The sequence below is a fragment of the Catenulispora sp. MAP12-49 genome (assembly GCF_041262705.1).
In the GTDB taxonomy this organism is placed as follows: Bacteria; Actinomycetota; Actinomycetes; order Streptomycetales; family Catenulisporaceae; genus Catenulispora.
Map to the genome: position 1 here is coordinate 51717 of NZ_JBGCCP010000024.1, position 26284 is coordinate 78000.

Consider the following 26284-nt stretch of genomic DNA (forward strand, 5'->3'; position numbering starts at 1 on the left):
TCGGTACCTGCGAACTTATGGGCTTTCCGCAGTCATCCGTGCTTTTATACACTGGCCGGTAAGGCGTGGGCTTGAACACGAGGGGGGCGTGCAATGCCAGATCTTGCGGTAGACGTCGATGCTCTGGACAACTTCAGCGGTCAGTTGGAGTCCATCCGCAACCGGATGAACGCCGCGCGCGACTGGACCCACCAGTACGACGGACAGATGGGCGCCTCGCAGGTCGAGGACGCGCTGCACTCGTTCGCGTCGGGCTGGAAGGACGGCCGCACGGAGATCGACGGGTCGCTGAAGGCCCTGTCCGACATGCTGAAGAACACGGCGGACAACTTCCGGAAGACCGACGAGGACATGGCGAAGCCGCTGACGCAGCAGTCGTAGCGGTTGTTGCGGTCGCAACGGTCGCAGCAGTCGGGAGATGGACGGCGCCGACGGTTCCACCGTCGGCGCCTCAGGCAGTCGGGCACCCCGGGGACATCAGAGGAGCTGACGGTACTCTGTCAGCTGCTTGTCAGACGTACGGGGAGGGAACCGATGACCGAGCAGCCGAATCGCGGTCAGCCGAATCAGCAGCCGCCGTATCCGTACGCACCGCCGCAGGGGCAGGCGCCGGGGTATCAGGGTCCGCCGCCGCAGCAGCCGCAGAATCCCTATGGGCAGCAGCAGCCGTATCCGCAGCAGCAGCACGGGGCGCCGCAGCAGCAGGCTTATCCCCAGCAGCAATATCCGCAGGTTCCGCCGCAGCAGTATGCGGGGCAGCAGCCTCCCGGATGGCCGCAGGGGCAAGGTCAGCCGCAGTTCCCCGGCCCGCAGCAATTTCAAGGCCAGCAGCCCTACCCCGCGCAGCAGTTCCCGGGCCAGCCGGGCCAGCAGTTCCCCGGCCAGCCGTTCCCGGGCCAGCCGGGCCAGGAGCAGAACCCGCCGAAGCCGAAGAAGAAGCGCAGCGGCTGGGCCACCTTCTTCATCGTCCTGTTCAGCCCGTTCATAGCCCTGGCCTTCGTGGCGTTCGCCGTCTACTGGGTCCTGTGCTGGCTCCTGACCCCGGTCGCGCTGGTCGTCCACTTCGTGCTCTGCGGCCTCGGCCTCATCTGGTTCTCGCTGGTGAAGGCGCTGGCCTCGGGTGGCTCGAAGTACCGGCTGTTCCAGCCGATGTATCCCAAGTTCCCGCAGCTGTGGACCGGGCCGTACTGGGTGCGGCTGAACCGGAATGTGCGGAACACCTTCGAGGGCCTCGCCGCGGTCGCGCAGCTGCTCGACTGGTGACGGACTCGAGGGTCCATGGTGGCTCTGGGCGATCGGGGCACTGCCGCTGAAACGGCACCGGGCCGACCGGCCCCGGTGATGGCGGGGTCGGCCGGCCCGGCGGACCGGAGGCCGGGTGGTCGACCCGGCTTGTCCATGGTGGGGAAACAGCACCCTGCGCCGCAACATTCCACGCCGGATCCGGGGTGTGGCGAACGCCTCAGATCATCAGCGCCGGCGGTGCGGTCGAACCCTGATTCGGTAGCAACGTAATGCGGCGGCTGCGGCGTCGTAGTGGGTAGAGGGGTTCCGGGTCGTGGGGCGGTCCGGAACCCCTCTGATGTTCCCTCGTGGCGCGGTGCCGCTCAGCGCGCGATGCCGAGCCCTTCGAGGACCTGCGCACCGGGCAGCGCGGCGATCGCGGCACCCGGCAGCCACAGCTTCGAGCCGCGGATCCCGGAGCCCACCACGGCCACCGGCGCCGCGGCCACCGCCGCGTCGACCAGGACCGGCCAGTCCTCCGGCAGTCCGATCGGCGTGATGCCGCCGTACTCCATGCCGCTGAGCTCCACCGCGGTGTCCATCGGCGCGAACGACGCCTTGCGCGCCCCGAGGTGCTTGCGCACCAGGGAGTTGACGTCGGCCTTCGTGGTCGCCAGGACCATGCACGCGGCGTAGGAGGTCTGCTCGCCCCGGCGGGCCGCCACGATCACGCAGTTCGCGGACTCCTCGGGCAGGACGCCGTACGCGGCGCAGAAGGCCTCGGTGTCGGCCAGTTCCGGATCGATCCGCGCCACCTCGACCGTCGGCGCCAGCGCGGGCAGCGCACGCAGCGCGGCCGCGACCGGCGCGGCGAGCAGGTCGGGACGGTCCAGGGCGGGGGTGCGGACTACGGCTTCGGTGGGCATGGACCGAATCTACGCCGACCGAATCCATGCCGAGGGCGCGGGCGGTGCGGTGGGCGGTTGCCACACCGCGCAGGTCGTGAGGCGGGCAGGTTGTGAGGCGAGCAGCGCTCCCGCCCAGCCCGCCCAGCCCGCCTAGGCCCCGTGCATCCCGCTCTCGACCAGCACCGCGTCGGCACTCGCCACGTCCGCGGTCTGCAGGCCCGCCGCCATCGGCGCGTTCAGCTCCGCGGCCAGCACCGCGCGGTGCGTGGGGCGGGCCTCGGCCAGGCGCTGCATGCCCTCGTCGGTCAGCACCACGAAGACGCCGCGCCGGTCGGCGTGGCACAGGGTGCGGGTGACCAGGTTCTGCGTCTCCAGGCGGCCGATCATGCGGGACAGCGCGCTCTGCGTGATCGGGACGTGCGCGGCCAGTTCCTGCACGCGCGGGGGGTCGGCGCAGTCGTACTCCGACAGTGTGTCCAGCACCTCGAACTCGCTGGCCGACAGGCTGTGCCGTCGGTCGAGCTCCAGCTCCAAGGCGTTCCACACGCGGGTCTTGCGCGCGACGAGCTCTCGCCACTGTTCGACGAGGTTTTGCTCAAGGAGGGACTCGGACTCCATGGGCACATGATAACACGTGCGAACGCACAAGGTTCCGGTGCACAAGGTTCTGCTGCACAAGATGCCTCGACACAAATTGCTTGCGCATTAAGTGCACGTGCATGTAATCTCCAACGCATGAGCCACAGCGACACCACAACAACCCTGCGTCCCGGCGAGTCCGCCGCGTCGGGACGCTGGCCGCTCCGCTTGTGGGGCGCCCTGATAGTCCTGTGCGGCGCCCTGTTCCTCGACGCGCTCGACACCTCGATGGTCGGCGTGGCGCTGCCGTCGATCCGTGAATCCCTGAACCTGTCCACCTCGTCGTTGCAGTGGGTCGTCAGCGGTTACGTCCTCGGCTACGGCGGATTCCTGCTGCTCGGCGGACGTGCGGCGGACCTGCTCGGCCGGCGCCGGGTGTTCCTGACCGCGCTGGCGGTCTTCGCGGTGGCCTCGCTGCTGTCCGGCCTGGTCGACGACGGCAGCCTGCTGATCGCGACCCGGTTCGTGAAGGGGATCAGCGCGGCCTTCACCGCCCCCGCGGGCCTGTCCATCATCACCACCACGTTCGCCGAGGGGCCGGACCGCAACCGGGCCCTGAGCATCTACACCACCTGCGGCGCCGCCGGGTTCTCGCTCGGCCTGGTGCTCTCCGGCCTGCTCACCGAGGTCGGCTGGCGCTGGACGCTGCTGGTGCCGGCGCCGGTGGCGGCGCTGATCCTGGCCGTCGGCGCCAAGCTGATCCACCGCGACCAGCCGGTCGCCCGGGAGCAGCGCGGCGGGTACGACATCCTGGGCGCGGTGACCAGCACCGGCTCGGTGCTGCTGCTGGTCTTCGGCATCGTGCGGGCCCCGCAGGTCGGCTGGCTCGCGCCGGTCACGATCGGGACCTTCCTGGGCGCGGCCGCGCTGGCGGCGGGCTTCGTCGCGACCGAGCTGCGGGTGGCCAACCCGCTGGTGCGCCTGGGCGTGCTGCGCTCGCCGTCGCTGATCCGGGCGCTGATCGGCGGCGGCCTGATGTTCGGCGGGTACGCCTCGTTCCAGTTCGTGGTGACGCAGTACCTGCAGACGCTTTCCAAGTGGAGCGCGCTGCACACCGCCCTGGCGTTCCTGCCGGCCGGCCTGATCGTCCTGGTCGCCAGCTTCAAGATCGCCGACGTCCTCAACAAGTACGGCACGGCCCGGGTCGGCGTCGCCGGCTTCGCCGCCCTGTCGCTGGGCTACCTGCAGTTCCTGCGCATCGGCCAGACCCCGAGCTGGTGGGTGATCCTGCCCTCGATCGTGCTGCTGGGCCTGGGCTTCGGGATGGCCTTCCCGGCGATCAACGTGCAGGCCGCCTCCGGCATCGCCGACGAGGAGCAGGGCCTGGTCTCCGGACTGCTGAACACGGCCCTGCAGGTCGGCATCACCGTGGTGCTGGCCGCCTCGACCGCGATCATCGCCGCCAACGGCGGCAACGCCGCCCAGACCAACGCGCAGGTGCTCTCCAGCTACCGGCCGGTCCTGGTGTTCGTGGCCGTGGCCACGGTCGGCGGACTGCTGATCCTGGCCGGCGGGCTGCTGCGCGGCCGCCGCACCCCGGTGGAGACGACCCTCGCCGAGGAACTCGAAGACGAGCTCGACGTCCTGGTCCTGCGGGAGAAGGACATGATGGTCGGCTGAGGTCACCAGCCGGCGTCACGGACGCCTGAGCGCTCATCGGCGCCGGTCCCCCTTCAAGGGGACCGGCGCCGATGAGTTTCGCGGGGCGGCATCGTCTGTTGCACTGGGAGCGCGAACGCCGCTCGCTGTGAACGCCGAGTACGCCACGAACCGCCGGAGGACTCCATGGCCACGCTGAACAAGAAGGTGCAGACCGTCGCCGAGAAGCTCGCCATCAAGCCGGGCCGATCCGTGTGGACCTCGCACCCCGACCGGTTCGCCGCGGTCGGCGAGCTCCCGGCGGGTGCGGACCGCACCGACGAGCTGGCCTCGGCCGACGTCGCGGTCCTGTACGCCGACGACGCCGACTCCGTCCGGGCCCTGCTGACCGCGAACAAGGCCGACATCACCAAGCCGCCGGTGGTCTGGATCGCCTACCCGAAGGCGAACCGGACCGACATCAACCGCGACAGCCTGTGGCCGATCGTCGTGGCCTTCGGCATGCGGCCGAACGGCCAGGTCGCGATCGACGAGGTCTGGTCCGCCCTGCGGTTCCGCGCGGACAAGCCCGGCGAGGAACCGTTCAAGGGCGGCGCCAAGAACTGAGGGGCGGTCGCCCCCCTGGGGGGTGCTCGTTACTCGACGACGATCTCGACCGGGATGTTGCCGCGCGTGGCGTTGGAGTACGGGCAGACCTGGTGCGTGGCCTCGAGCAGGGCCTGGCCCTTCTCGCCGTGCAGCGCCTCCGGGAGCTCGGCGCGCAGCACCACCGACAGGCCGAAGGCGCCGCCGTCCAGGGAGTTCAGCGTGACCTCGGCGGTCACCGACGCCTCGGAGACGTCCAGCCCCTGCTGCTTGGCGACCAGCTGCATGGCGCTGGCGAAGCACGCCGAGTAGCCGGCGGCGAACAGCTGCTCGGGGTTGGTGCCCTGGCCGTTGCCGCCCAGCGACTCCGGGAACGACATGTTCAGGTCGAGCTTGCCGTCGTCGGTGAACGAGCGGCCTTCGCGGCCGACGGAGGTGGCGACGGCGGTGTAGATGGGCTTCATGGCGGGCCTCCAGAGCGGCGGGACGATCGGGCTACCAGACAGATCTGTCTGTCTGGTTCGCTGCATACAGTAGACAGATCTGTCTGGTACCGTCAAGTGCGTGAGTCAAGCCCGCGCCCGCGTCCTGGAAACCGCCACCCGGCTCTTCTACGCCGAGGGCATCCACACGGTCGGCGTCGACCGGGTGATCGCCGAGGCCGGCGTCGCGAAGGCGACCTTCTACCACCACTTCAAGTCCAAGGAAGACCTGGTCCTGGCCTACCTGACGACCGAGTACGAGCGTCAGCGGGCCATGCTGGCCGCCGTCCCCGGCGGCGGCGTCGAGCACATCGAGGCGATCCTGGCCAAGCTGGCCGAGGTGAGCGCCGGCCCCGGGTTCCGCGGCTGCCCGTTCCTGAACGCGGCCGCCGAGTTCTCCGACCCCGGCCACCCGGTGCGGCACGTCGTCGACGACTACCGCGCCTGGTACCGCGGCCTGATGCGCGACGCCCTCGTCGCGGCCGGCCGCCCCGACCCCGACCGGAAGGCCGACCTGCTCCTGCTGGTGCGCGACGGCATCACCGTGGCCGGCGGCCTGGGGGACCAGGACGCCGTGCGGGCCGGTGTGGAGACCGCGCTCGCTGTGGTCTGAGCGTTCCTCCCCAGCTCTGCAAAACCCTTTTGCAGAACTCTCTGCATGCCGTCGGCCCCGGGATAGGGTGACGCCGTGCCCCAAACCCCTCCCGAACCGGTCGGCGGCCCGGACGGCGACCGGTCCACCGTCTTCCGCGTGCTGGCCAATCCGCTGCGCCGCCGGATGCTCGCGTACCTGCAGCAGCACCGGGAGGCCAACTCCACGAGCCTGGCCAAGGCCCTCGGCGAGAGCACCGGTACCACCAGCTACCACCTGCGCAAGCTCGCCGAGCTGCGGTTCGTCGAGGAGATCCCGGAGCGCTCCGCCGGCCGCGAGCGCTGGTGGCGGGCGCTGCCGATCTCGGTGGAGGCGCCGGATCCGGCCACGATGGACCCCGCCGAGTTCGCCGCGCTCGCCGATCGGGTGAAGGCGCAGGCGAAGCACGACATCGACCTCTACTACCGGATGCTCACGCAGTACGAGGGACCCGAAGGGTGGGCTCAGGCGTATCGCGGCGGGTTCTGGATGGGCAAGGAAGAACTAGCCGGGTTCCTGCGCGAGTACAACGAGCTGCAGTGGAAGTACGGGCACGCCGATCAGCGCGAGGCGCCGGAGGGCGCGCGGATGATGGCCTTGCGGATGTTCGTCGTCCCGGAACCGCCGGAGGATCCGCCGGCCGTGTGAGATCAGGCCGTGTGAGATCAGACCACGGGGAGCACGATCGCGGAGCCGGAACGGACCTCGATATGGAAGGCCTCCCGGGCGGCGGCGAAGCGCGGGTGGGCCCCGCCGCTGATCTGGACGCGTATTCGGTGTCCGGGCAGGAAGCGGTGGGCCGTTGAGGACATCGCGACGGTGACCGCGACCGGCCGCCGTGAGGTGTCGGCGACGATTCGCGTGATGCCGTCGCACACATTCCAGGAGCGGCCGCGTTCGTCGACGTCGCAGAGCCGGACGAACAGCGTCGCGGAATCCGCTCCGATACCGGGATCAACCAGCATCTCGGCGGCTACCGTCCCGATCACCTCGACTGCTTCGGTCAGCGGCGCGCCGGTGAAGACGAGGACGTCGTCGCGCTGCTCCACCGTCGCGTTGTCGCGGACGCCGGCCTTCTGGCCGAGGCCGTTCCCGCCGATCGACGGCGTCGGATCGGCAGGGTCGAATCGCACAGTCCCGGCTGCCGTGTCCGGCGGAGGCGACTGCCGGACCAGGCCGCCGTCAGGATGCGGATACCAGGAGACCGGAACGGCTGCCGGCGGCCAGGCCGACAGGTCGCGCCACTCGCCGGTGCCGCCGAGAGCCACCCGCACCTGCTCTTTCGGCGGCACGGGATCGGCGAGGTGCCCGCGCAGCCAGGTCAGAGACTCGGCGAAGACCGTGGCGACGCCGCGCTGGAACGCCGTGGTGTGGGTCCAGGGCCCGATCAGCAGCGACCGGTGCCCGGCGGGCAGCCTGCCGTACTGCTGGAGCGCCTGGTCCAGGGCCACATCGGTCCAGCCGCTGACCACCAGCGTCGGGACCTGCAGGCCCTCGGCCGCGTCCCGCAGATCCGTGCCCTGCCAGTAGCCGTCACCGGGATCGGGATGGGCCGCGGCGCCGGTCAGGAATGCGGGGCTGCGGCCCATGGCCCGGGCGTACGCCTCGATCGGCGACTCGGCCCGGACGATCCGCTTCATCGCCGTGGCCAGCCGCAGCGTCGCGCCGAGGAACCGGCGCGGCCCGAGGTGCTGGGTCTGGACCGCCGTGGTCGCGATCAGCGCGTCCTCGAGGGCGAACACGCCGTTCCGGTGGAAGAAGCCGTGCGGGTTGTGGAGCGGGACGTGCACGACCATCGCCCGCAGCTCCGGCGGCGGATCCGCGGCCAGCGCCCACTGCGCGTAGGCCATCGCGCTGGGCCCGACCAGGCCGAGCCGGCCGTCGAACCAGGACTGGCGGCGCAGCCAGCCGAGCGTCGCGCGGCTGTCGGGACCGTCGTCGCGCCAGGGCTGGAAGACCCCGCCCGAGCCGGCGGTGCCCCGGGCGCTCTGGATCAGGACATGGAATCCCTGCTCGGCGAAGGCGGCGCCGTACAGCGCGGCCCAGGGGAAGCCGCGGCCGTATGGCGAGCGCACGAGCAGGGTCGGGAAGTCCTGCAGCCCGGGGCTTGCCGGGAAGTAGTGGTCGGTCAGCAGTTCCACGCCGTCGGCCATCGGCACCGGCAGGCGGGGTTCGTAGGACACGGCGAACCGCGGCGCGGGCAGCCCGACGAGGGTTCGGCGCGCGATGCGGGTGCTGAGCGGCAGTTTCATGGTGGCGGCTCCTCGTTGCTGGGCTGTTCCGGGGCTGTTCTCAGGTAGTTCTCGTACCATGTACGATAATAAAGCTGGCAAGATTGTCTGTGCAACCGATCTCGCGAATCGGCCGACCGAACCAGGGGAATCAAGGCGTGGATCCCGAAACGCTGTGGTCCGAGCGCCGCCACCACCGGGGCCGGCCGCCGGCGCACACCCGGGAGGCGGTGGTCGCCACCGCCGTCGGCGTGGCGGACGCCGAAGGCCTGTCGGCGCTGACCATGCGCGGGGTGGCCGCCGCGCTCGGCTCGGGCACGATGTCGCTCTACACGTACGTGTCCGAACGCGACGCGCTCCTGGAGCTGATGATCGACGCCGTGACCGGCGAGCAGCCGCTGCCGCCGCCGACCGGCGACTGGCGCGCGGACCTGGCCGCCTTCGCCCGGGAACAGCGGACGCTGATGCACCGCCACCCCTGGCTGCCGGTCGCCCTCACCGGCCGCCGCACGCTGGGGCCGAACACCTTGCGGGCCCTGGACCACGCGCTGGCCCTGCTCGCCCCCTCGGGCCTGTCGCCGCGGGCCGGCACCGAGGCCTTCGCCCTGGTCAGCGGGTTCGTGGCGAGCCACGTCGGCTACGAGGTGGCGCAGCAGCAGGCGCTCGGCACGACCGGCGACGTGCGCGAGTTCGCCGCGTCCAACGCGCGCTATCTGGCCGCCGCCGTCGCGTCGGGCGCCTATCCCCGCCTGGCGGAGGCGATGGCCGAGAGCGGGGCGGAACCGCCGGACGCCGACGAGACCTTCGAGCGGATGCTCGCCCGGGTGATCAGCGGACTGGGATAGACGCAACCTCCCCGTGAGTGGGACGTCTTCATGGTCGAGAGGCAAGCGCAGTCCTGGGGAGGAAACGCATGAACATCAAGGCAACGGTCGCCGCGGTCGTCCTGGCGGTGTCGGCCGTCGGGCTCAGCGCCTGCGCGTCGTCACCGTCCAAGGCCGGCGCGGCGGCCGGGGCGGCTCCGGCGACGGCTTCCTCCCCGGCTGATCCGGCCACGACGGCCGGCTCGTCGGCCCCGTCGGCCTCGTCGAGCGCGCCGACCTCGTCCAACCAGACCGCACCGCCGAAGCAGACCTCGGGCCAGCCCGACATCCCCGACATCGCGATGCTCTCGACGGCCGACCTCGTGCCGTCCTCGGGCGGGTCGTGGCAGCAGGTCACCAACCCGGCCGTCCCCGCCTCGCAGATCGTCGACCCGGACAACTGCGACCCGGTCGTGCGTCCGCAGTACCCGGACCCCACCTACCCGCACAATCCCGCCTGGGTGAAGATGCGCTCCATGTCGTGGTCGGCCTCGGACACTTCGCAGGTCACCGAGTCGGTGATCACCTACGCGTCCGCGGCCTCCGCCAGCTCGGACTTCGCCAAGCACCGCGGCTGGCTCGCGGGCTGCGCGAGCCGCTTCCAGTGGACGGACGCGCCGGCGGCGTACTCGATCACGAACATGGCGCCCAACGGCGTGGCCAACAGCTACGGCATCCGGGTCGTCATCAGCGCGCCGGGCCAGCCGGCCTCGGCCGGGGGCGTCCAGGGCATCGACTACATGGCGGTCATCCTGCGCGGCAACAGCCTGACCGTGGTGAACGTGTCCGGGCCGTCCGTGGCGAAGGACCCGGGGGCCGCCGCGGTGCAGCACGACGTGAAGGTCGCCGCCGGGAAGCTGGCTACCTTGTACGCGGGGTCGCGCTGAGCCGTGCGGCGGATGCGGCGGATGCGACGGATTCGTCGGCGCCCGCGCGTCCCCACTGTGAAGGGCTCATCCCCTTCGCCCGCTTGAAGGCCACGCTGAACGCGAACGCGTCCTGATACCCGACCGCCTGCGCGGCGGCCGCGACCGTCGTCCCGGCGTCCTCGCGCAGCAGGTCGGCGGCCAGCGCCATGCGCCAGCCGGCCAGGTAGGCCATCGGCGGCTGCCCGACCAGCTCGGTGAAGCGGGCCGCGAAGGCGGCCCTGGACAGGCCGGCGGTGGCTGCGAGGTCGGCGACCGTCCAGCGCCGCGCCGGATCGGTGTGCAGGTGGTCCAGGGCGGTGCCGATCGAGGGGTCGGCGAGGGCGCTGTACCAGGACGGGTCGGCCGGGCCGAAGCCCGCGCACCACGACCGCATCGCCAGGACCAGCACCAGGTCCAGCGAGCGGTGCAGGACGGCCTCCTGGCCGGGTTCGTCGCGCGCGGCCTCGGAGGCCAGCAGGTCCAAGGCCGCGCCGGTGCGCGGACCGGCCGGGATGACGACCAGCGGCGGGAGGATCGCCAGCAGCCGCCGGCCGGCCTCGCCGCGGAGCTGGAACATGCCGCGCAGGACGGTGGTCGCGCCGGGCAGGCCGTCGCCCCAGGTGCGCGGCGCCAGGTTCGCCGCCAGCTCGGCGTGCTTGTCCGGATCGCCGAGGAACCGTTTGCGGCCGCCGCTGATCACCACCTGCGGCGGGGTCGCCAGATCGTCGGAGATCGTGTGCCGCGTGCTGTGCGCGACCAGCGCGATGTCCCCGGTGCGGAGGTGGGCCGGCGGTGTCGAGGGCACGTCGTCCAGCCGCAGCGCCGCGTGCCCGCCGAGGGTGGCGAACAGCGTGAGCGGCGGGGCCTCGGCATACGTCATCGACCACGGCGGCCGCTGGATCAGCTGCCGCACCTGTGCGTCCCCCGCCCCGCCGCGGCGGAGCAGGTCGCTGAGCGTGTCCATCACCCCAGGCTAGACGAGCGCCAGACGATGGCAAAGGTTTTGGCGACGTTCTCCCATGGAGAGTCCAGGGCGATCACGGTTCCCTGGAGATATGAAGAACTTCCTGATCCTCGGCGGCACCGGCAAGACCGGCCGCCGCATCGCGTCCCGCCTCACCGCCGCCGGCCACCAGGTGCGCACCGCCAGCCGCACCGGCGGCGACGTCCGTATCGATCTCGACGACCCCTCGACCCACGCCCCGGCCCTGGACGGGATCACCGCCGCCTACCTCATCGAACCGGGGAGCGTCTCCGGCGACAACAACCCCCCGCGCATGGCCGCCCTGGTCGACGCTGCGGTGGCGGCCGGAGTCCGCCGCCTGGTCCTGCTGTCCGCGCCCGGCGCGGACAGCGAGTACCACCCCCTCCACGCCACCGAGCAGGCGGTCCGCGGGTCAGGTCTGGAATGGACCGTCGTGCGCCCGGGCTGGTTCGCGCAGAACTTCAGTGAGGACTTCTGGCTCCCCGCCGTCCGCAGCGGGACCCTGGCCCTGCCGGCCGGAGAGGGCCGGATCCCGTTCATCGACGCCGAGGACATCGCTGACGTCGCCGCCGCCGCGCTCACCGAGGACCGGCACGCCGGCCAGGTCTACGAGCTCACCGGGCCGCGGGCGCTCGGCTTCGGCGAGGCGGCCGAGCTGATCGCGGCGGCGTCCGGAAAGCCGCTCCGGTACGTGGCGGTCACCTCGGAGGCCTTCGTGGAGCAGCAAGTCGCCGACGGCCTGCCGCGGAAGACGGCCGAGCGCATGGCCGGGCTGGTGGTGCGCGGCGCCGACGGCTCCGTCGCGGGCCTGACCGACGGCGTCGAGAAGGCGCTGGGCCGGGCCCCGCGCAGCTTCGAGGACTTCGTCGTCGCCGCCGCGGCCACCGGGTGCTGGAGCTGAGCGCGCGCCGTTGACCGGGTGGCGGCAGCCCGCGCTGTTGACCGGATGGCGGCAGCCCGCGCCGTCCGGGGCGCGCCCGCGCCGCACCCCGGCTACGAAGGACGCATGTCCGACTTCCTCACCGGCGAGCAGTACGAGCTCACCGCGGGTCCCTACCGCGCGGTGATCACGGAAGAAGGCGCCGGGCTCAGAGAGCTGACCCACGACGGGGAGCGCCTCGTCCTGTCCCACGCCGCCGACGAGCCGGCCCCGGCGGCGTTCGGGCAGCTCCTGATCCCCTGGCCGAACCGGGTGGACCACGGCCGCTACATCTTCGACGACCGCGAGTACCAGCTCGACCTGTCCGAGCCGGAGCTGGACAACGCCATCCACGGCCTGACGCGCTGGGCCGCTTGGTCCCCGGTGGAGCAGCGGCCGGACACCGTCGTGCTGGCCTGCTCGCTGCACGGCTCGACCGGCTACCCGTTCCGCCTCGACGTCCAGGCCGAGTACCGCCTGGACGTCGAGAGCGGCCTGACGGTCACCCTCTCGGCCGCCAACCCCGGCACCCGCGCGCTCCCCTACGCCCACGGCATGCACCCCTACATCACCGTGGGCGAGCCGCTCGACGCCTGCACCGTCCGGATCCCCGGCGGCCTCTACCAGCCGGTGGACGACCGGATGATCCCGATCGGCGGACCGAAGGACGTCGCGGGCAGTGAGTACGACCTGCGGGACGGCCGCGTCCTGGGCGCACAGAAGATCGACATCGCCTACACCGGTCTGCGCAGGGGTGCCGACGGCCTGGCCCGGGTCCGCCTGGCCGGGAGCAGCCGCAGCACGTCGTTCTGGATGGACGAGGCGCAGCCGTGGCTGGAGATCTACACGGCCGACAACGTCCCCGCCGAATCCCGGCGCCTCGGCCTGGGCTGCGAGCCGATGACCGGGCCGCCGAACGCCTTCGCCAGCGGTGTCGACCTCATCCGCCTGGAACCGGGGACCGAGTACCGGGGATCGTGGGGGATCGCGGCCGGCTGATCGCTTGCCCGACCTCACTCACCGCCGACCCGACGCCGTCCTGCCGCCGCCCCGCCGTCGACACCACCAGCAAGGGAGTCCGCATCATGCCGCTGTCCTCCAGCGTGACCTCGACCCACAACACCGACCTGGAGGGCGCTGACATCCTGGTCCTGTACGGCATCACCGGCGACCTGGCCAAGAAGATGCTGCTGCCGGCGCTGTACAAGCTCACCGAACGCGGTCTGCTCACCGTCCCGGTGGTCGGCGTGGCCTACTCCGACTTCGACGACGAAGCGCTGCGCGCGGCCGCCCGCCAGTCGGTCGTCGAGGCCGGCTACGCCATCGACGAGAAGGTGTTCGAGCGGTTCGCCGCCGCGCTGAGCATCGTCACCGGCGACTTCACCGACCCGGCGATCTACGCGAAGATCGGCCGGGCGATCGCCGGGAAGGGCTTCGCCGCGCACTACTTGGCGATCCCGCCCTCGCTGTTCGACAAGGTCGCCGCGGGCCTGGCCGAGGCCGGCCTGAACAAGAACGCGCGGCTGGTGGTGGAGAAGCCCTTCGGCCACGACCTGGCCTCGGCGCGCGAGCTGGAGGCCGTGCTGGAGCAGTACTTCGACCGCGACCACCTGCTGCGCGTCGACCACTTCCTGGGCGACGAGTCGGTCGAGGGCCTGGGCACCTTCCGCTTCGCCAACAACCTGCTGGCCCCGGTGTGGGACCGCTCCTCCATCGACAACGTGCAGATCACCCTGGCCGAGGACTTCGACGTCGCCGACCGCGGCTCCTTCTACGACGCCGTCGGGGCCCTGCGCGACGTGGTCCAGAACCACCTGTTCCAGGTCATGACGCTGCTGGCGATGGACCCGCCGAACGTCGGCGACCCGCAGGCGCAGTCGCTGGAGAAGTGGCGGCTGCTGCACGCCGTGCGCACGGTCGACCCGGCCGACGTCGTGCGCGGGCAGTACGAGGGCTACCACGAGGTCAAGGGAGTGAAGAAGGACTCGCAGACCGAGACCTACATCGCGCTGCGGCTGTGGATCGACAACTGGCGCTGGGCCGGGGTGCCGTTCTACATCCGCAGCGGCAAGGCGCTGGCGGTGACCGCGACCGAGGTGTGCGTGCAGCTGCGGCGTCCGCCCTCGGAGCTCTTCCGGGGCCTGGCCGCCGACGTCCCGCCGAACCTGATCCGGATCCGCCTGGAGCCCGGCGCCGGGATCGCCTTCGAGCTGATGGCGCGCCGGGGCGAGCGCGGCCAGCTTCCGGTGTCGTTCCCGATGGGCATCGACTTCGAGAAGGTGCTCGGCGGCCAGGCCAAGCCCTACGAGAACATCCTGCACGCGGCGATCGTCGGCGACTCCAGCGGCTTCGCGTTCTTCCCGGCCATCGAGGAGAGCTGGCGCATCGTCGGGGAGATCCTGAAGAGCTCCGACCCGACCGTCTACAAGACCGGCAGCTGGGGACCGGAGGCGGCGGCGCAGCTGCCCGGCGAGGACGGCTGGCACAACCCGACTGTGGAGCTGCTCGACCCGCCGCCCATCGACGGGGACTGAGGTCCCCGGAGCTCGGTGACCGGCCGATTACACTCGGCTCGTGCCGGTCACCCCGTCGGCAGCCGAGGCCGAGGAGACCCGCCGGCGTCGCCTGCGGCGGTTCCGGTTCACCGGCGATCCTGACGAGGATCCGCAGGATTGACCGCCGAGCCGGCGTCGGTGCGGCCGGTGTCCGGGTGCCCGGTACCTGCGCGCCCGGCGTCCGTGCGTCCGGCGTCCAAGCGCCCGGCGTCGTACGCGGCCGTGGACGTCCGCGCCTCCGGAACCGTCTTCTTCCCGAACCGCTCGAACAGCGCCTTCTGCACCTCGTTCGTGTCGCGGTTCTTGGTCTCCGGCACGAAGCGGCCGACGAACAGCAGGCCCGCGACGCAGACTCCGGCGAAGATCAGGAACGTCTGGCCCTGGCCGATGCCGTTGGCCACGGTCAGGAAGGACTGGCTGACGATGAAGTTCGACAGCCAGTTCACGGTGGTCGCCGCGCTGGAGCCGTCGGCCTTGGCCCGGGTCGGGAAGATCTCGCCGACCAGCACCCAGAAGACCGGCCCGAGGCCCCCGGCGAAGGCCGCGATGTAGGCGACCATGAACAGCAGCGTCAGGTTGGAGTTCCAGCTCCAGATGAAGCTGAAGCCCAGCAGCGCCACGAACCCGGCCATCCCGGCCAGCGAGAGCAGCAGCAGCTGGCGCCGTCCCAGGCGGTCGATGGTGTTGATGGCCACCACCGTCATCACGAAGTTGATGATGCCGATGTAGACCGAGTAGATGATCGAGTTGCTGGCGCTGCGGCCGGTCTGCTCGATGATCGTCGGGGCGTAGTAGATGATCGTGTTGATACCGCCGAACTGCTGCAGCGCGGCCATCGTCAGGCCGACGATCATGGCCGGGCGCACCGCCGGGGTGAGCAGGATCCGCCAGCCCTTCTCCTCCGCGCCGCGCGTGGCCTCCATCCGCGCCGCCTGCCTCTGGCGCTCCCCGTAGACCTCGATGATCTCGTCGGCCTGCGTGGCGTCGGTGACCATCAGCAGGCCCTTGCGGAGCTGCTCGGTGCGTCCGTGCGTGTACAGCCAGGTCGGCGACTCCGGCACCACGAACCACACGCCCAGGCTCAGGATCAGCGCCGGGATGGCGCCGAAGGCGAACATCGCGCGCCAGTTCCCGCTGTGTGAGAACGCCAGGTCGATCAGGTACGAGCACAGGATGCCGACGGTGATCAGCAGCTGGTTCAGCGACAGGATGCGGCCGCGGATGTTCGCCGGCGAGATCTCGCCGAGGTAGACCGGGACCTGCGCCGAGGCGCCGCCGACGGCCAGGCCCAGGATGAAGCGCGCCGCAAGCAGCGTCCCGTAGTCCTGGGCGACGACCGCGATGAGGGTCCCGAGCGCGAACACCAGGCCGAAGATGGTGACCGTCTTCTTGCGGCCCAGACCGTCGGAGATCCGGCCGGCCACCAGCGCGCCGATCATCGCACCGATCAGCAGGACGCTGACCACGCTGCTCTTCTCGGAGTTCGACAGGTGGAAGTCCTGCGTGATGTAGAGCAGCGCCCCGGACACCACACCGGTGTCGAACCCGAACAGGAAGCCGCCGACGGCGATGATGACCGCCCAGCCCCAGATCCGCCGCTCCCCGGCCTTGGGCAGGGTGATGGTGATCGGGCCGGTCGTGCCGGGTTCCCGGGAGAAGCCTTGCATCGTCGCTCGCATTCTCGCCTGCCCGCGGCGGGTCGGCGGTCGCCCCTGCCATCGTGGGCGGGCCCGGGGGCGACGGCACGCGTGGTGACCCGAATGGTGGGTCCGAGCGGCCGGACGGGGATCCGCGGCGGTCCGATCCGGTGTCAGAGTCCGGCGAGGAGCCGCGGCTCGTCCCGCTCGGCGGCCAGCCGGTCCCGGGCCGCCAGGATCTCGGCGCTCTCGGCGTCGGCCGGCAGGAACGATTCGAGCACCGACTCCGCCACCGTGACGTCCACGGCCGTCGCGAACGAGGTCAGCGCCGTCATCAGCCGCAGCTCGCCCTCGGGCAAGCGCAGCCGCATCGGCACCGCGAACCCGAGATACGCCTGGTCCGCCTGGTCCGCCGGGGCTTCCGGGACATAGCCGGCCAGCTCCTGCACCAGCGCGTCCAGCCTCCGGTCAGGGCTCTGCACGGCCAGCAGCCGCAGGTTGTCGATCACGTGCCGGCCCCACTGCGCGAGGTTGTCGATCCGCGGCGCGATCCCCTCGGGATGCAGCATGACGCGCAGCAGGTCGATCGGCGGCTCGAGCAGATGCGGGGCGCAGCCTTCCAAGAACACGGAGAACGCCCGGTTGGCCGCGACCACCCGGCCCGGCCGCCGCAGCACCAGCGCCGGATACGGCAGGTGCCCCTCGATCACCCGCTCCATCGCCTCCCGCACCGGGGCGAACGCCGGCGCGTCGTAGCGGGTCTCCTCGTACGCCGGGGCGTAGCCGGCCGTGAGCAGCAGGGCATTGCGTTCCCGCAGCGTGAGCCGCAGCGACTCGGCCAGCCGCAGCACTATCGCCCGCCCCGGATGCGAGCGCCCCTGCTCCATGAAGCTCAGGTGGCGCTGCGTGGTTCCGGCGCGGTTGGCCAGCTCCAGCTGGCTCACGCGGCGCAGCGTGCGCCAGCGTCGCAGCTCGCTGCCGAACGCGGGTGAGGCTTTGGTGGTAGCGGTGCTCACACCGGAAGTCTTCGGCATCGGGACGCCGCCGGTCCATTCCCTCCAGGGAATTGGATCACCGCACGGACCGCCGCACGCTGGATCCATGCGCACCTATCGCCTGTCGGGACCCGGCTCTCCGGACGACATCACGCTCGGCACCGAAGACGTGCCGACCCCCGGCCCGACCCAGCTCCTGGTCAAGACCCGGGCAGCGTCGATCAACCGCCGTGACCTGCTCATCACGGCCGGCCGGTATCCGCTCCCGGCGCGCACCGGCGTCGTCCCGCTCAGCGACGGGGCCGGCGAGGTCGTCGCGGTCGGGGGCGCCGTGAGCCGGTTCGCGGCCGGCGACCGGATCACCGCCTCGTACTGGCCGCGCTGGATCAGCGGTCCGCTGCGCCCGGAGGTCATCGACCAGCTCGGCTGTACCGTCGACGGCTGGCTGTCCGAGTACGCGCTCATCGACGAGAACGCGGCCGTGCTCGTCCCCGACCACCTGAGCTGGGCCGAAGCGGCGGCGCTGCCGTGCGCCGGGGTGACGGCGTGGAACGCGCTCACCCGGCCGGGGACGCTGGTCGCCGGGCAGACCGTGCTGTTGCTCGGGACCGGCGACGTCTCCCTGTTCGCGGCGCAGCTGGCCAAGGCGATGGGCTGCCGGGTCATCGCCACCACGTCCAGCGCGGCGAAGGCCGAGCGGTTGCGCGAGCTCGGGGTGGACGAGGTGGTGGACTATGCCGCGTCGCCGGAGTGGTCCAAGGAAGTGCGCGCGCTGACCGGCGGCACCGGCGCGGACCTGGTCGTCGAGACACAGGGCCCGGCCACCTTCGGCCAGTCGCTGCGCGCCGCGGCGACCTACGCGCAGATCTGCCTGCTGTGGGTCGTGTCCCCGCGGCCGGAGGTCCTGACCATCACCGAGGACGACCTCTCCGGGTCCCTGGCCACCATCCGCCGCGAGTTCGTCGGCAACCGCTCGGAACTGGAGGCGCTGTGCCGCGCCGTCGCGGCGCACCGGATCCGGCCGGTCGTGGACCGGGTTTTCGGCTTCGGCGACGCGGTCGAGGCGTACCGCTCCTACCGCGACGAGGAGAGCTTCGGGAAGGTCGTCATCGAGGCGATGTCACAGCCGGGGAGCCCGTCTCGTCTCAGGTGATGACAGGATGATCACGACGGGAAGGGGCGGCTGTGACGCGCGACGAGGAGTTCGAGGACCTGCGTCCGCTGCTGTTCTCGATCGCCTACCGGATCCTGGGCAGCGTGACCGAGGCCGAGGACGCGGTGCAGGACACGTGGCTGCGCTGGCAGGGGACGGCCACCCAGCCGGCCTCGGTGAAGGCCTTCCTGTCGGCGGTGGTCACCCGGATCTCGATCGACGTGCTGCGCTCGGCCCGGGTCCGGCGCGAGGAGTACGTCGGGCCGTGGATGCCCGAGCCCCTGCTGTCCGACCCGTACGAGGACCCCGAGCGCGCGGCCGAACTGGCGGACTCGCTGTCGATGGCCGCGCTGCTCCTGCTGGAACGGCTGTCCCCGCTGGAGCGCGCGGTGTTCGTGCTGCGCGAGGTCTTCGGCTTCGGCTTCCCCGAGGTGGCCTCGGCGGTCGGCCGCTCGGAGGCGGCCTGCCGCCAACTCGCGGTCCGGGCCCGGCGGCACATGAACGACGGCCGCCCGCGCTTCGAGGCCGACCGCCGCGAACGCGAGGAACTCGCCGAGCGCTTCTTCGACGCCTTCCGCGAAGGCGACGTCGCAGGCCTGCGCGAACTGCTGGCCGCCGACGTGAGCCTGGTCGGCGACAGCGGCGGCAAGGCACCGCTGGTCGCGCAGGAGGCGTACGGCGCGGAGGCGGTGATGGGGCTGGTCACCCAGGTGGCGGCGCGGTTCGACCGGATCGGGGTGCACCTGGAGCCGCACGTGCTCAACGGGCAGCCCGGCGCCATCTTCCGGGCGCCGGACGGGAAGGTCCTCAGCGTGCTGACGCTCGACGTGGCGGAGGGGCGGATCCAGGCCATCCAGGCGGTGGTGAACCCGGACAAGCTCGCGCACCTGGGGCCGGTCGCGGACATCTGGGCGGTGAGCCGGGCGGCTGCGGAGGCGGCTGGGGAGTAAGTGGTTGTCGGTCGCCAGCCGCCAGCCGCCGCGAGCCGCCGCCGATCGCCGGCCAGCTGCCATCATCACCGTCTCGCGGCGCGCGCCCGATCCGCCGCGTCGAAGTCCGCCAGCGTCCGCGCTCCCGCCATCAGCGCATCGGCGAGTCCTTGCATCTGCACCGGATCCAGCCCGCCGAGTTCCTCCGAGATCTCCTCCGCGGCGTCCTTCGCGATCTCCGCGGCCACCAGCTCCGCCGCGGTCCCCGGTCCGAGCTTGCTCACCGCGGCTGCGGCGCGCGTCGGCGTCAGCAACGCCGTCGCCTGGACCACCAGCCACGCCGGCACCCCCGCCGCACCTTCCGGCGGCGCTATATAAGGTCGGGCACCGGCGAACCGCTCGTCCTCGGCGAAAGCCTTCTGCTTCACCTTCATCAACGGCCGCGCATCGCCTTCCTCCCACGCGACCGCCGGCTTCAGCACATAGCCCTCGGCCAGGTTGTCCTCCAGCTCCGGCAATCCGAACAGCGCCGGCACCCGGCTCGCGAACGCCGCCGGCAGATCCTGCAATTGCTTCAGTGCCCCGCGCGCCAGCACCGGCACGCTCAGCAGCCCCGCGTCCGCGGCCGCCGCGCGCACGTCCCGATCCGCGACCCACCGCCGCCGCTCGCCGAGCGTCACCTGCGCGTCGAACACCAGCCAGAACAAGCCCGGCGCGTACCAGACCCCGGTCTGCACCGGCTGTGTGCCCTCGGCCTCGGGGACATCAGGATGCGGATAACGTCCGCCGGCCAGTTCCCCGTACAGCGTCACCACGGCGTCCTCGCGACCCTCGCGGCCCTCGCCGTCCGCCGCATCGCGCAGCGCCGCCTCGCGCAGTACCGCCGCGCACCGCGCCGCGGCCACCGACAACGCCGGCCAGATCCGGCTCACGCCGAAGAACCCGTCGAGGCCGTCCTCGTCCAGCACCTCCCGCCGCTTGGCCGGCAGGACCCCGGTCCGGTCGCAGACGAGCGCGAAGTGTGCCCCGTGCACCTTCTCGGTCGCGACCCACTCGCGGGCGGCGGGCGTGTCGCCCTTCCCCTTCGACGCCATCTTCGGATAAGGCCGGAGCATTCGCGGATCCTTGCCCGTCGGCGGCTACCGCGCAACCGGAAAAATGCCGTCACGGTGCGTCGGTCGGCGACCCCCGCGGGACGGCCGGCCGGGTCGGCCGTGATGGCCGCTTCCGGCCTAGGGGTTTCCCGCCACTGCAAAGGATTGTCACCGGTTCGTGGTGTTTCGCCGAGTTCCCGGGGTGTGTGCGCGGCGACGGACCGTGATGGTTTCGTAAAATCCTGATCAACTCGGCGGCGGCCATCAAACTCGTGTGCTTCTTACCCTTGTGTTTCTCTGGCGGCCATCTATAGAAATGACCGACGCGGGCTTTTATCCCTGTGCCCACAAAGCGTCAATCGGGCATTGGGAACATTCGTCCCTCTTTTCGGGAAGGGAACAAGCACCATGACCAATGCCGTACCACGGCACCGCCGACGAATAGCCACGGCCACGACCATGACGGCCGTCGCGGCGTTCGTGACCGCCGGCGTGGCGATGGCCGCGCCGTCGAACGCCGACTCCGGCTCGGCGACGCTCGCAGGCAGCACCCCGGCCTACGCTACCGCTTCGGCCGACCTCGGCCAGACCGCCACCGCCGCGCAGCTGAGCGTGCGGGTGTTCCTCTCGGGTCAGGACTCGGCCGGGCTGGCGGCTTTCGCCCGCGCCGTGAGCGACCCGTCCAGCCCCCAGTACCACCAGTACCTGAGCGCCGCGCAGGTCCAGAGCCGCTTCGGCGCCTCGCAGAAGCAGATCGACGCGGTCACCGCGTGGCTGAACACGTCGGGCCTGAAGGTCACCGGCACGAACAGCCACTGGATCGACGTCACCGGCTCGGTGGCCGACGCGCAGAAGGCGTTCGGCACGCAGCTGCACAACTTCAAGACGCCCCAGGGCACGCTGCGCGCGCCGCAGAGCGACGCGAAGATCCCCGACGCGCTGGCCGGGGTCATCAGCGGGGTGACCGGCCTGTCGCAGGACACTGTGCACGCCGTCACCAACCACTCGACGGACCCGCAGACCACGACGAAGAAGGGCCCGGTCGCCAACAACGACCCGTCCTGCTCGGACTACTACGGCCAGAAGAAGGCGCCGTCCTCCGCTCCGGCCGTGCCGGCCGGCTACACCACGCCCGCCACGCTGGCGCAGTGCTCGGTGGTCCCGTCCGAGCTCCGCCAGGCCTACGGTGTCAGCAACACCGGCCTGACCGGCAAGGGCGCCACGATCGCGATCGTGAACTGGTACGGCTCGCCGACCATGGAGGCCGACGCCAACCAGTACTCGGTCAACCACGGCGACAAGCCGTTCGCGCCGGGCCAGTACTCCGAGGTCAACGACCCGTCGCAGTACACGAACCAGCAGCTGTGCGGCTACGGCGACTTCGGCGAGGAGTCGCTGGACGTCGACATGGCGCACGGCCTGGCCCCGGACGCCAAGATCATCACGGTCGCGGCGAACTCCTGCTTCGACAGCGACCTGCTGGCCGCCGAGGCGAACATCGTCGACAAGCACCTGGCCGACGTCGTGTCGAACAGCTGGGGCGAGATCCAGTACTCCACCGGCGGGAACATCGACCCGGCCCTGGAGGCGTCGTACAACCAGATCTTCATGGACGGCGCGGCCGAGGGCATCGCCTTCGACTTCTCCTCCGGCGACTGCATGAACGACGACGCCTACTCCATCTCCAAGGGTCTGAACTGCGACCCGACCTCCGCCCGCGCGCAGGTCGAGTGGCCGACGTCCTCCCCCTGGGTGACCTCGGTCGGCGGTACCGCCCTGGCGCTGAACAAGCAGGGCAACATCGCCTTCCAGACGCCGATGGGCGACACCCGCAGCGGGCGCACCGCCCCGGGCTCCACCTCGTGGACCCCGGCCGGTGAGACCTTCGGCGGCGGCGGCGGTGTCAGCGAGACCGAGGCGCAGCCCTGGTACCAGAGCTGGACGGTCCCGAACAAGCTGTCCACCACGCTGATGAGCGGCGCCAAGGCCGCGCACCCGATGCGCACCACGCCGGACATCGCGCTGAACGGCGACCTGTACTTCAGCAGCACCCTGGTCGGCATGTCGACCAACGGCGTCTACGGCGAGTCCGGCTACGGCGGCACCTCGGTGTCCGCGCCCTCGTGGGCCGGCATCCTGGCCGACGCGCAGCAGGCTCAGTGGGGCATCCCGGTCGGTTTCGCCAACCCGGCGATCTACGCCCGCTCCTTCCTGACCTCCGACGTGGTCCAGAACCCGGCGCAGATCGCGGGCTCGCCGACGCACTCGGTGGTGTTCCAGTACCCGGCCAGCAGCCCCGCCGCCGGCCAGTACCGCCTGATCCAGTACGGCCTGGACGAGGGCCTGCCGGCCGCCCGCGGCTACGACGAGGCCACCGGCGTCGGTTCCCCGAACGCCTTGTTCCTGCGGTCGTTCGGCTTCGGCCACTGAGCAAGTGAAGCAGCAAGTGATGACGCGCCCGACCTGGTGACAGGACCCGCGCGGCAGTGAACGGACCGGCCGTCTCGCCCTTCGGGGCGGGGCGGCCGGTTCTGGTTTCTGTTCGTGTTCTCGATCGCGGTTGCGCTTGAACCGGGGCGCGGTGCATGATGCCGGTTGTCCATCGTCCCCGATGACCACCAACGAAGAATGCTGATGCAGAGATTGGAGGCCGCCGACACCACCGTTTCCCCATGACGGGAACGGAGCCGGTGCGGACGGCTGATTGCGGGGGATCGCGCTCTGATGGAGCGCTTGACGGCCCCCTTGGTTCCGGTGCCGATGACGCACCGGGTTTTTCGGCGACTCTGACTGAGACCCGTGCACGCGCTGCTGTGGCGGCGCGTCGGTATGGGGTCCCGCCGACGATGATCGCGGCGGTCGCGCAGCGGCGTGCGGTCGGCGATTGGCGGGGCGCGTGTGCCGCCGCCGATGTCGATGTGTGTCTGAGGCTTGATTCGGTGCGGCGGTACTACGGTTCCGCGATCGCCGATCAGTTGCTGGGCGTCCTGCGGGAGCTGTCGCCGGATCTGTTGCGCTGGCACCTGCCGCGGCGCGGGCACGGTTCGGGTGATCTGCTCGCGGGGCTGTTGGTGCCGCTGGCGGATCTCACGGACGGGGTCCGGCGGCTGACGTTAGCGGCTGCGACGCCGCAGTTCGCGCTGGATGCCGGGCAGCGTGTCGTGCTGGTGCTGCTCGGCGGGCGCGATGACGGGGTGACGCGGTCGGTGCTGGCGGCAGTGCGGCTGAGGTATCCGGAGCGGTTCGGCTTGGTGGGGCATCGCATGTTGTGGAGCGCCGATGCCGCGCCGAAGTTGGCCGGGCTGTGCGACGCCACGCCTGCCGAGCGGGAGATCGCCTCTTTGCAGGACGCCGGTTGCGTCGTGGAGGCTTGGCACGCGGCGGGTTTCGAGGTGTTGCTTCCCGAGTCGCCGCGCCGAGTACGGTGGCTGGCCGCGCTCCCGATCCGGATCCCGGGGCTTGCCGACCGGGTGCGGCTGGCGCTGCCCGGTGCGGATGCGGCCGTGGTGCGGTCGGGTGTCGGGGCACTGGTGCTCAGTGGGTTGAACTCGGGCGCGGTGGTCGTGCGGGTGGCCGGGGATCGGGATTCAGAGCGGGAGTTGCGGCGGGAGCCCGAGCGGGAGTCGGAGTCGCTCGGGCTGCCGATCGTGCCGAACGCTGTGTGGACACGGGTCCTCGACGCCGACCTGCTCCGCTTCGGGTACCTCGGCGCGCACGAGCTGCACCCGCTGATCGCTCCGGCGCTGCTCGCCGATCGGCAGCCCGCCGCTCCCGGCACCGACGAATGGCTCTACCGCGAAGTCCCCTTCATCGCAGGCCCCTGTGAGCTGGATGGCGGCCCGGCGCTGTGGATCGACTGCGGTACGGACCGCCACCGCATCGCCTTCCGCGACAACGCGTGGCACATCCTCGACCACGCGGCCAACGCAGGTCGTGAAGCCCTCCTGTCCCGCCTCGGCGGCCCGACGAACCCGTGCCAGCAGGCCCTGAACTACCTGGTCTCGGGACGGCACGTCATCGAGCTGGCCGAAGCCCTCCTCGCCCACGGCCGCACCGCAGACGTGCGCGACCTCCTCCAAACCCACGCCGGAACCCGCGCGGCGCTGAGCCGCGTGAGACTCCCGGACGGCGGCACCGTCGCCGAGGCCCTGAACACCTACGCCGCCACCACGATCCGCCACCGCATGATCCTCGCCGACGCCACCCGACCCCGCCCCTCCGACCCCGACCGCCTGCCCGCCCGGAAGGGGGTCGCGGCCCGAACACACAGGTGACCATGACACTGACTGCTGAGATTCAGACCGCCGGGATAGAGCTCGCCGCCGCCGCAAGCCTCGCCGAGCCTGCTGCCGCGCTGCCCACCGGGCCCGCCGCCGCGAGCCTCGCCGATAGCGCCAGCCTCGGTGCTGCGCTGCCCGCCGGGCCTGCCGCCGCGAGCCCCGCCGAAAGCGCCAGCCCTGCTGCGGCGCCGCTCGCCGAGCCCGCCGCCGAACCTCCCGCCCTCACCCAGCTCCAAGCCGCCGACCACCTCATCGCCCTCACCCGGGCCACGGCCACCGAGTCCCGGCCCGATCCGGCTGTACAGGCCCTGGCGCTCGCGGTCGCGGCGAATCTGCCGGTGCTTCTGTGGGGGCAGCCGGGGATCGGGAAGTCGTCGACGCTTGTGCAGCTTGGGCGGGGGCTCGGGTTGCCGTTGGAGACTGTCATCGCGAGTGTGCATGATCCCTCCGACTTCGCGGGGTTGCCGATCATCGGCGCTGATCCGGCTTCGCAGGGGGTGGCGATGGCGCCTCCGGACTGGGCCGTGCGGCTGCATCGTGCCGGGAGCGGTCTGTTGTTCCTCGATGAGATCTCCTCTGCGCCGCCCGCGGTGCAGGCCGCGTTGCTGCGCGTCGTGTTGGAGCGGCACGTCGGCAGCCTCGAGTTGCCCGGCGCGGTGCGCATCGTCGCGGCGGCGAATCCCGCGGGGAGTGCCGCCGACGGGTGGCAGTTGGCGCCGCCGTTGGCCAACCGCTTCGTCCATCTGGCGTGGCTGCACGATCCCGATGTCGTCGTGCGCGGTCTTGGCGGGGTGTGGCCGGAGGTGCCGTTGCCGCAGCTTGATCCGGCGAAGTTGGAGCGCTCCGTGGCCCGGGCCCGGACTGCGGTCTGCGCGTTCCTCACCGTGCGTCCCGACTACGCCCACCGCATGCCCGCCACCGCCGCGGCGCGTGCCGGGGCCTGGCCCTCGCCGCGGACCTGGGAGATGGTCATGCGGCTTCTGGCTTTCGGCTATGCGGCCGACGCCGCGCCCGAGGCGGTGGCCCTCGCCGTGCGCGGGGCCGTCGGCGACGGCGCGGGCTTGGAGCTCCTCGCCTTCCTGGAGCGCCAGGACCTGCCCGATCCCGAGGCCGTCCTCGCCGATCCGGCCGGTGCCGAGCTTCCCGAGCGCGGCGACCTGGTCCATGCCACCCTCGCCGCCGTCGTCGACGCCGTCGGCCGCGACACCACCCGCACACGCTGGGAAGCCGGCTGGACCCTCGTCGCGCGCCTGTGCGCGACCGTCCCCGTCGACCTCCTCGCCGCGCCGGCGATGCAGCTCGCGGCGTTGCGCGATCCGGTGTGGGAGCTTCCCGCGCAGCTGGACGGTCTCGGCGCGCTCGACGCACTTCTGGGGTGGGGCGAGTGACGGCACCGACGATTCCGACGCCGGCCGTCATGGCCGGTCCCAGCCGCCTGACCTCGCGCCCGGTAGCGGCGGCGTCCCGGCCGATCCAGCCGCAGCCGCAGCCGCACCAGCCCCATCAGGAACCCGACAAGCCCGACCGCGCCCAAGCCGCCGAAGCCCTCGACGCCCCCAAGCTCCTCGCCGCGCGCCGCCTGGCCGTCACCGCCTGCCCCTACCTCGCCGTCGCCCTGCACGCGATCGCCGTCGTCCCCACCTACGCCGTTCCCACCATGGGCGTCG

Annotated in this window: 24 protein-coding genes; 16 read left to right on the forward strand and 8 right to left on the reverse strand. The window is 71.5% G+C overall.

All coding sequences use genetic code 11. The annotated features are described in order from the left end of the window. Positions 1-93: 93 nt before the first annotated feature. Positions 94-381, forward strand: a complete 288-nt coding sequence (locus tag ABIA35_RS33855) for a hypothetical protein (protein ID WP_370336362.1) — start codon at positions 94-96, stop codon at positions 379-381. Positions 382-534: 153 nt separating this feature from the next. Beyond that, positions 535-1263 (forward strand): hypothetical protein, encoded by a 729-nt coding sequence (locus tag ABIA35_RS33860; RefSeq protein WP_370336360.1) that lies wholly within the window; start codon positions 535-537, stop codon positions 1261-1263. A gap of 344 nt (positions 1264-1607) precedes the next feature. On the opposite strand, the gene ABIA35_RS33865 is transcribed toward ABIA35_RS33860, so the two are convergent. Further along, positions 1608-2150, reverse strand: a complete 543-nt coding sequence (locus ABIA35_RS33865; RefSeq protein WP_370336358.1) for a YbaK/EbsC family protein — start codon at positions 2148-2150, stop codon at positions 1608-1610. 132 nt (positions 2151-2282) lie between these two features. Next, positions 2283-2750 (reverse strand): MarR family winged helix-turn-helix transcriptional regulator, encoded by a 468-nt coding sequence (locus ABIA35_RS33870; protein ID WP_370336356.1) that lies wholly within the window; start codon positions 2748-2750, stop codon positions 2283-2285. A 117-nt stretch (positions 2751-2867) separates the two neighbouring features. On the opposite strand from ABIA35_RS33870, the gene ABIA35_RS33875 reads away from it, so the two are divergent. Continuing rightward, positions 2868-4391, forward strand: coding sequence for an MFS transporter (locus ABIA35_RS33875; protein WP_370336354.1), 1524 nt, complete (start codon positions 2868-2870; stop codon positions 4389-4391). 165 nt (positions 4392-4556) lie between these two features. After that, entirely contained in the window at positions 4557-4976 is a 420-nt protein-coding gene (locus ABIA35_RS33880; protein ID WP_370336352.1) for a hypothetical protein, read from the forward strand. Positions 4977-5005: 29 nt separating this feature from the next. Here ABIA35_RS33880 and ABIA35_RS33885 read toward each other — a convergent pair whose 3' ends face one another. Beyond that, the gene (locus ABIA35_RS33885) at positions 5006-5419 is read right to left on the reverse strand and encodes an organic hydroperoxide resistance protein (RefSeq protein ID WP_370336351.1); all 414 of its coding nucleotides are present in this window, start codon (positions 5417-5419) and stop codon (positions 5006-5008) included. Between the two features lie 100 nt (positions 5420-5519). Here ABIA35_RS33885 and ABIA35_RS33890 point away from each other — a divergent pair, with 100 nt between their 5' ends. Both ABIA35_RS33890 and ABIA35_RS33895 read left to right on the forward strand, forming a co-directional pair. After that, positions 5520-6050: a TetR/AcrR family transcriptional regulator gene (locus ABIA35_RS33890; RefSeq protein WP_370336350.1), complete on the forward strand. Its 531-nt coding sequence runs from the start codon at positions 5520-5522 to the stop codon at positions 6048-6050. Between the two features lie 75 nt (positions 6051-6125). After that, on the forward strand, positions 6126-6716 hold the full coding sequence (locus ABIA35_RS33895; RefSeq protein ID WP_370336348.1) for an ArsR/SmtB family transcription factor: 591 nt from the start codon (positions 6126-6128) through the stop codon (positions 6714-6716). Between the two features lie 17 nt (positions 6717-6733). Here the strand turns inward: ABIA35_RS33895 and ABIA35_RS33900 are convergent, their stop codons facing one another. Continuing rightward, positions 6734-8320 carry a CocE/NonD family hydrolase gene (locus tag ABIA35_RS33900; RefSeq protein WP_370360670.1) on the reverse strand — a complete coding sequence of 529 codons (1587 nt, stop codon included), beginning with the start codon at positions 8318-8320 and terminating at the stop codon, positions 6734-6736. Positions 8321-8457: 137 nt separating this feature from the next. Here ABIA35_RS33900 and ABIA35_RS33905 point away from each other — a divergent pair, with 137 nt between their 5' ends. Both ABIA35_RS33905 and ABIA35_RS33910 read left to right on the forward strand, forming a co-directional pair. Further along, complete coding sequence (locus ABIA35_RS33905) at positions 8458-9144, forward strand: TetR/AcrR family transcriptional regulator (RefSeq protein ID WP_370360671.1); 687 nt, start codon at positions 8458-8460, stop codon at positions 9142-9144. Between the two features lie 68 nt (positions 9145-9212). Further along, entirely contained in the window at positions 9213-10049 is an 837-nt protein-coding gene (locus ABIA35_RS33910) for a hypothetical protein (RefSeq protein ID WP_370360672.1), read from the forward strand. Here the strand turns inward: ABIA35_RS33910 and ABIA35_RS33915 are convergent. Further along, positions 10024-11034: a cupin domain-containing protein gene (locus ABIA35_RS33915; protein ID WP_370360673.1), complete on the reverse strand. Its 1011-nt coding sequence runs from the start codon at positions 11032-11034 to the stop codon at positions 10024-10026. The two genes, ABIA35_RS33910 and ABIA35_RS33915, sit on opposite strands and share 26 nt — an antisense overlap. A gap of 91 nt (positions 11035-11125) precedes the next feature. Between ABIA35_RS33915 and ABIA35_RS33920 the strand changes: the two genes are divergently transcribed. From ABIA35_RS33920 to zwf, 3 genes are all read left to right on the forward strand, one after another. Next, the gene (locus ABIA35_RS33920; protein ID WP_370360674.1) at positions 11126-11956 is read left to right on the forward strand and encodes an NAD(P)H-binding protein; all 831 of its coding nucleotides are present in this window, start codon (positions 11126-11128) and stop codon (positions 11954-11956) included. Positions 11957-12061: 105 nt separating this feature from the next. Then, positions 12062-12973: an aldose 1-epimerase family protein gene (locus tag ABIA35_RS33925; protein ID WP_370360675.1), complete on the forward strand. Its 912-nt coding sequence runs from the start codon at positions 12062-12064 to the stop codon at positions 12971-12973. A gap of 86 nt (positions 12974-13059) precedes the next feature. Further along, positions 13060-14508 carry a glucose-6-phosphate dehydrogenase gene (gene zwf, locus ABIA35_RS33930; RefSeq protein ID WP_370360731.1) on the forward strand — a complete coding sequence of 483 codons (1449 nt, stop codon included), beginning with the start codon at positions 13060-13062 and terminating at the stop codon, positions 14506-14508. Between the two features lie 107 nt (positions 14509-14615). Here zwf and ABIA35_RS33935 read toward each other — a convergent pair whose 3' ends face one another. Next, complete coding sequence (locus ABIA35_RS33935; protein WP_370360676.1) at positions 14616-16208, reverse strand: sugar porter family MFS transporter; 1593 nt, start codon at positions 16206-16208, stop codon at positions 14616-14618. Positions 16209-16339: 131 nt separating this feature from the next. Then, positions 16340-17200, reverse strand: coding sequence for a helix-turn-helix domain-containing protein (locus ABIA35_RS33940; RefSeq protein WP_370360677.1), 861 nt, complete (start codon positions 17198-17200; stop codon positions 16340-16342). A 67-nt stretch (positions 17201-17267) separates the two neighbouring features. Here ABIA35_RS33940 and ABIA35_RS33945 point away from each other — a divergent pair, with 67 nt between their 5' ends. Further along, a complete protein-coding gene (locus ABIA35_RS33945; RefSeq protein ID WP_370360678.1) occupies positions 17268-18314 on the forward strand; it encodes an NAD(P)-dependent alcohol dehydrogenase in 1047 nt (348 codons plus the stop codon). A gap of 32 nt (positions 18315-18346) precedes the next feature. Next, the gene (locus tag ABIA35_RS33950; protein ID WP_370360679.1) at positions 18347-19264 is read left to right on the forward strand and encodes an RNA polymerase sigma-70 factor; all 918 of its coding nucleotides are present in this window, start codon (positions 18347-18349) and stop codon (positions 19262-19264) included. Between the two features lie 65 nt (positions 19265-19329). Here ABIA35_RS33950 and ABIA35_RS33955 read toward each other — a convergent pair whose 3' ends face one another. Continuing rightward, positions 19330-20358: an RNA ligase family protein gene (locus ABIA35_RS33955; protein ID WP_370360680.1), complete on the reverse strand. Its 1029-nt coding sequence runs from the start codon at positions 20356-20358 to the stop codon at positions 19330-19332. 387 nt (positions 20359-20745) lie between these two features. Here ABIA35_RS33955 and ABIA35_RS33960 point away from each other — a divergent pair, with 387 nt between their 5' ends. The 3 genes from ABIA35_RS33960 to ABIA35_RS33970 all read left to right on the forward strand — a co-directional run bounded on the left by ABIA35_RS33960 (position 20746) and on the right by ABIA35_RS33970 (position 26005). Further along, positions 20746-22767: a protease pro-enzyme activation domain-containing protein gene (locus ABIA35_RS33960; protein WP_370336325.1), complete on the forward strand. Its 2022-nt coding sequence runs from the start codon at positions 20746-20748 to the stop codon at positions 22765-22767. A 416-nt stretch (positions 22768-23183) separates the two neighbouring features. Continuing rightward, complete coding sequence (locus tag ABIA35_RS33965; RefSeq protein WP_370360681.1) at positions 23184-24611, forward strand: hypothetical protein; 1428 nt, start codon at positions 23184-23186, stop codon at positions 24609-24611. Positions 24612-24613: 2 nt separating this feature from the next. Then, complete coding sequence (locus tag ABIA35_RS33970) at positions 24614-26005, forward strand: sigma 54-interacting transcriptional regulator (RefSeq protein ID WP_370360682.1); 1392 nt, start codon at positions 24614-24616, stop codon at positions 26003-26005. The last annotated feature ends 279 nt before the right edge of the window (positions 26006-26284 follow it).

Bases quoted from the DNA above. Each gene is read 5' to 3' on its own strand.
- ABIA35_RS33855 (WP_370336362.1), top strand. From the start codon at position 94: ATGCCAGATCTTGCGGTAGACGTCGATGCTCTGGACAACTTCAGCGGT.
- ABIA35_RS33860 (WP_370336360.1), top strand. From the start codon at position 535: ATGACCGAGCAGCCGAATCGCGGTCAGCCGAATCAGCAGCCGCCGTAT.
- ABIA35_RS33865 (WP_370336358.1), bottom strand. From the start codon at position 2,150: ATGCCCACCGAAGCCGTAGTCCGCACCCCCGCCCTGGACCGTCCCGAC.
- ABIA35_RS33870 (WP_370336356.1), bottom strand. From the start codon at position 2,750: ATGGAGTCCGAGTCCCTCCTTGAGCAAAACCTCGTCGAACAGTGGCGA.
- ABIA35_RS33875 (WP_370336354.1), top strand. From the start codon at position 2,868: ATGAGCCACAGCGACACCACAACAACCCTGCGTCCCGGCGAGTCCGCC.
- ABIA35_RS33880 (WP_370336352.1), top strand. From the start codon at position 4,557: ATGGCCACGCTGAACAAGAAGGTGCAGACCGTCGCCGAGAAGCTCGCC.
- ABIA35_RS33885 (WP_370336351.1), bottom strand. From the start codon at position 5,419: ATGAAGCCCATCTACACCGCCGTCGCCACCTCCGTCGGCCGCGAAGGC.
- ABIA35_RS33900 (WP_370360670.1), bottom strand. From the start codon at position 8,320: ATGAAACTGCCGCTCAGCACCCGCATCGCGCGCCGAACCCTCGTCGGG.
- ABIA35_RS33910 (WP_370360672.1), top strand. From the start codon at position 9,213: ATGAACATCAAGGCAACGGTCGCCGCGGTCGTCCTGGCGGTGTCGGCC.
- ABIA35_RS33915 (WP_370360673.1), bottom strand. From the start codon at position 11,034: ATGGACACGCTCAGCGACCTGCTCCGCCGCGGCGGGGCGGGGGACGCA.
- ABIA35_RS33920 (WP_370360674.1), top strand. From the start codon at position 11,126: ATGAAGAACTTCCTGATCCTCGGCGGCACCGGCAAGACCGGCCGCCGC.
- ABIA35_RS33925 (WP_370360675.1), top strand. From the start codon at position 12,062: ATGTCCGACTTCCTCACCGGCGAGCAGTACGAGCTCACCGCGGGTCCC.
- zwf (WP_370360731.1), top strand. From the start codon at position 13,060: ATGCCGCTGTCCTCCAGCGTGACCTCGACCCACAACACCGACCTGGAG.
- ABIA35_RS33935 (WP_370360676.1), bottom strand. From the start codon at position 16,208: ATGCGAGCGACGATGCAAGGCTTCTCCCGGGAACCCGGCACGACCGGC.
- ABIA35_RS33940 (WP_370360677.1), bottom strand. From the start codon at position 17,200: ATGCCGAAGACTTCCGGTGTGAGCACCGCTACCACCAAAGCCTCACCC.
- ABIA35_RS33945 (WP_370360678.1), top strand. From the start codon at position 17,268: ATGCGCACCTATCGCCTGTCGGGACCCGGCTCTCCGGACGACATCACG.
- ABIA35_RS33955 (WP_370360680.1), bottom strand. From the start codon at position 20,358: ATGCTCCGGCCTTATCCGAAGATGGCGTCGAAGGGGAAGGGCGACACG.
- ABIA35_RS33960 (WP_370336325.1), top strand. From the start codon at position 20,746: ATGACCAATGCCGTACCACGGCACCGCCGACGAATAGCCACGGCCACG.
- ABIA35_RS33965 (WP_370360681.1), top strand. From the start codon at position 23,184: ATGATCGCGGCGGTCGCGCAGCGGCGTGCGGTCGGCGATTGGCGGGGC.
- ABIA35_RS33970 (WP_370360682.1), top strand. From the start codon at position 24,614: ATGACACTGACTGCTGAGATTCAGACCGCCGGGATAGAGCTCGCCGCC.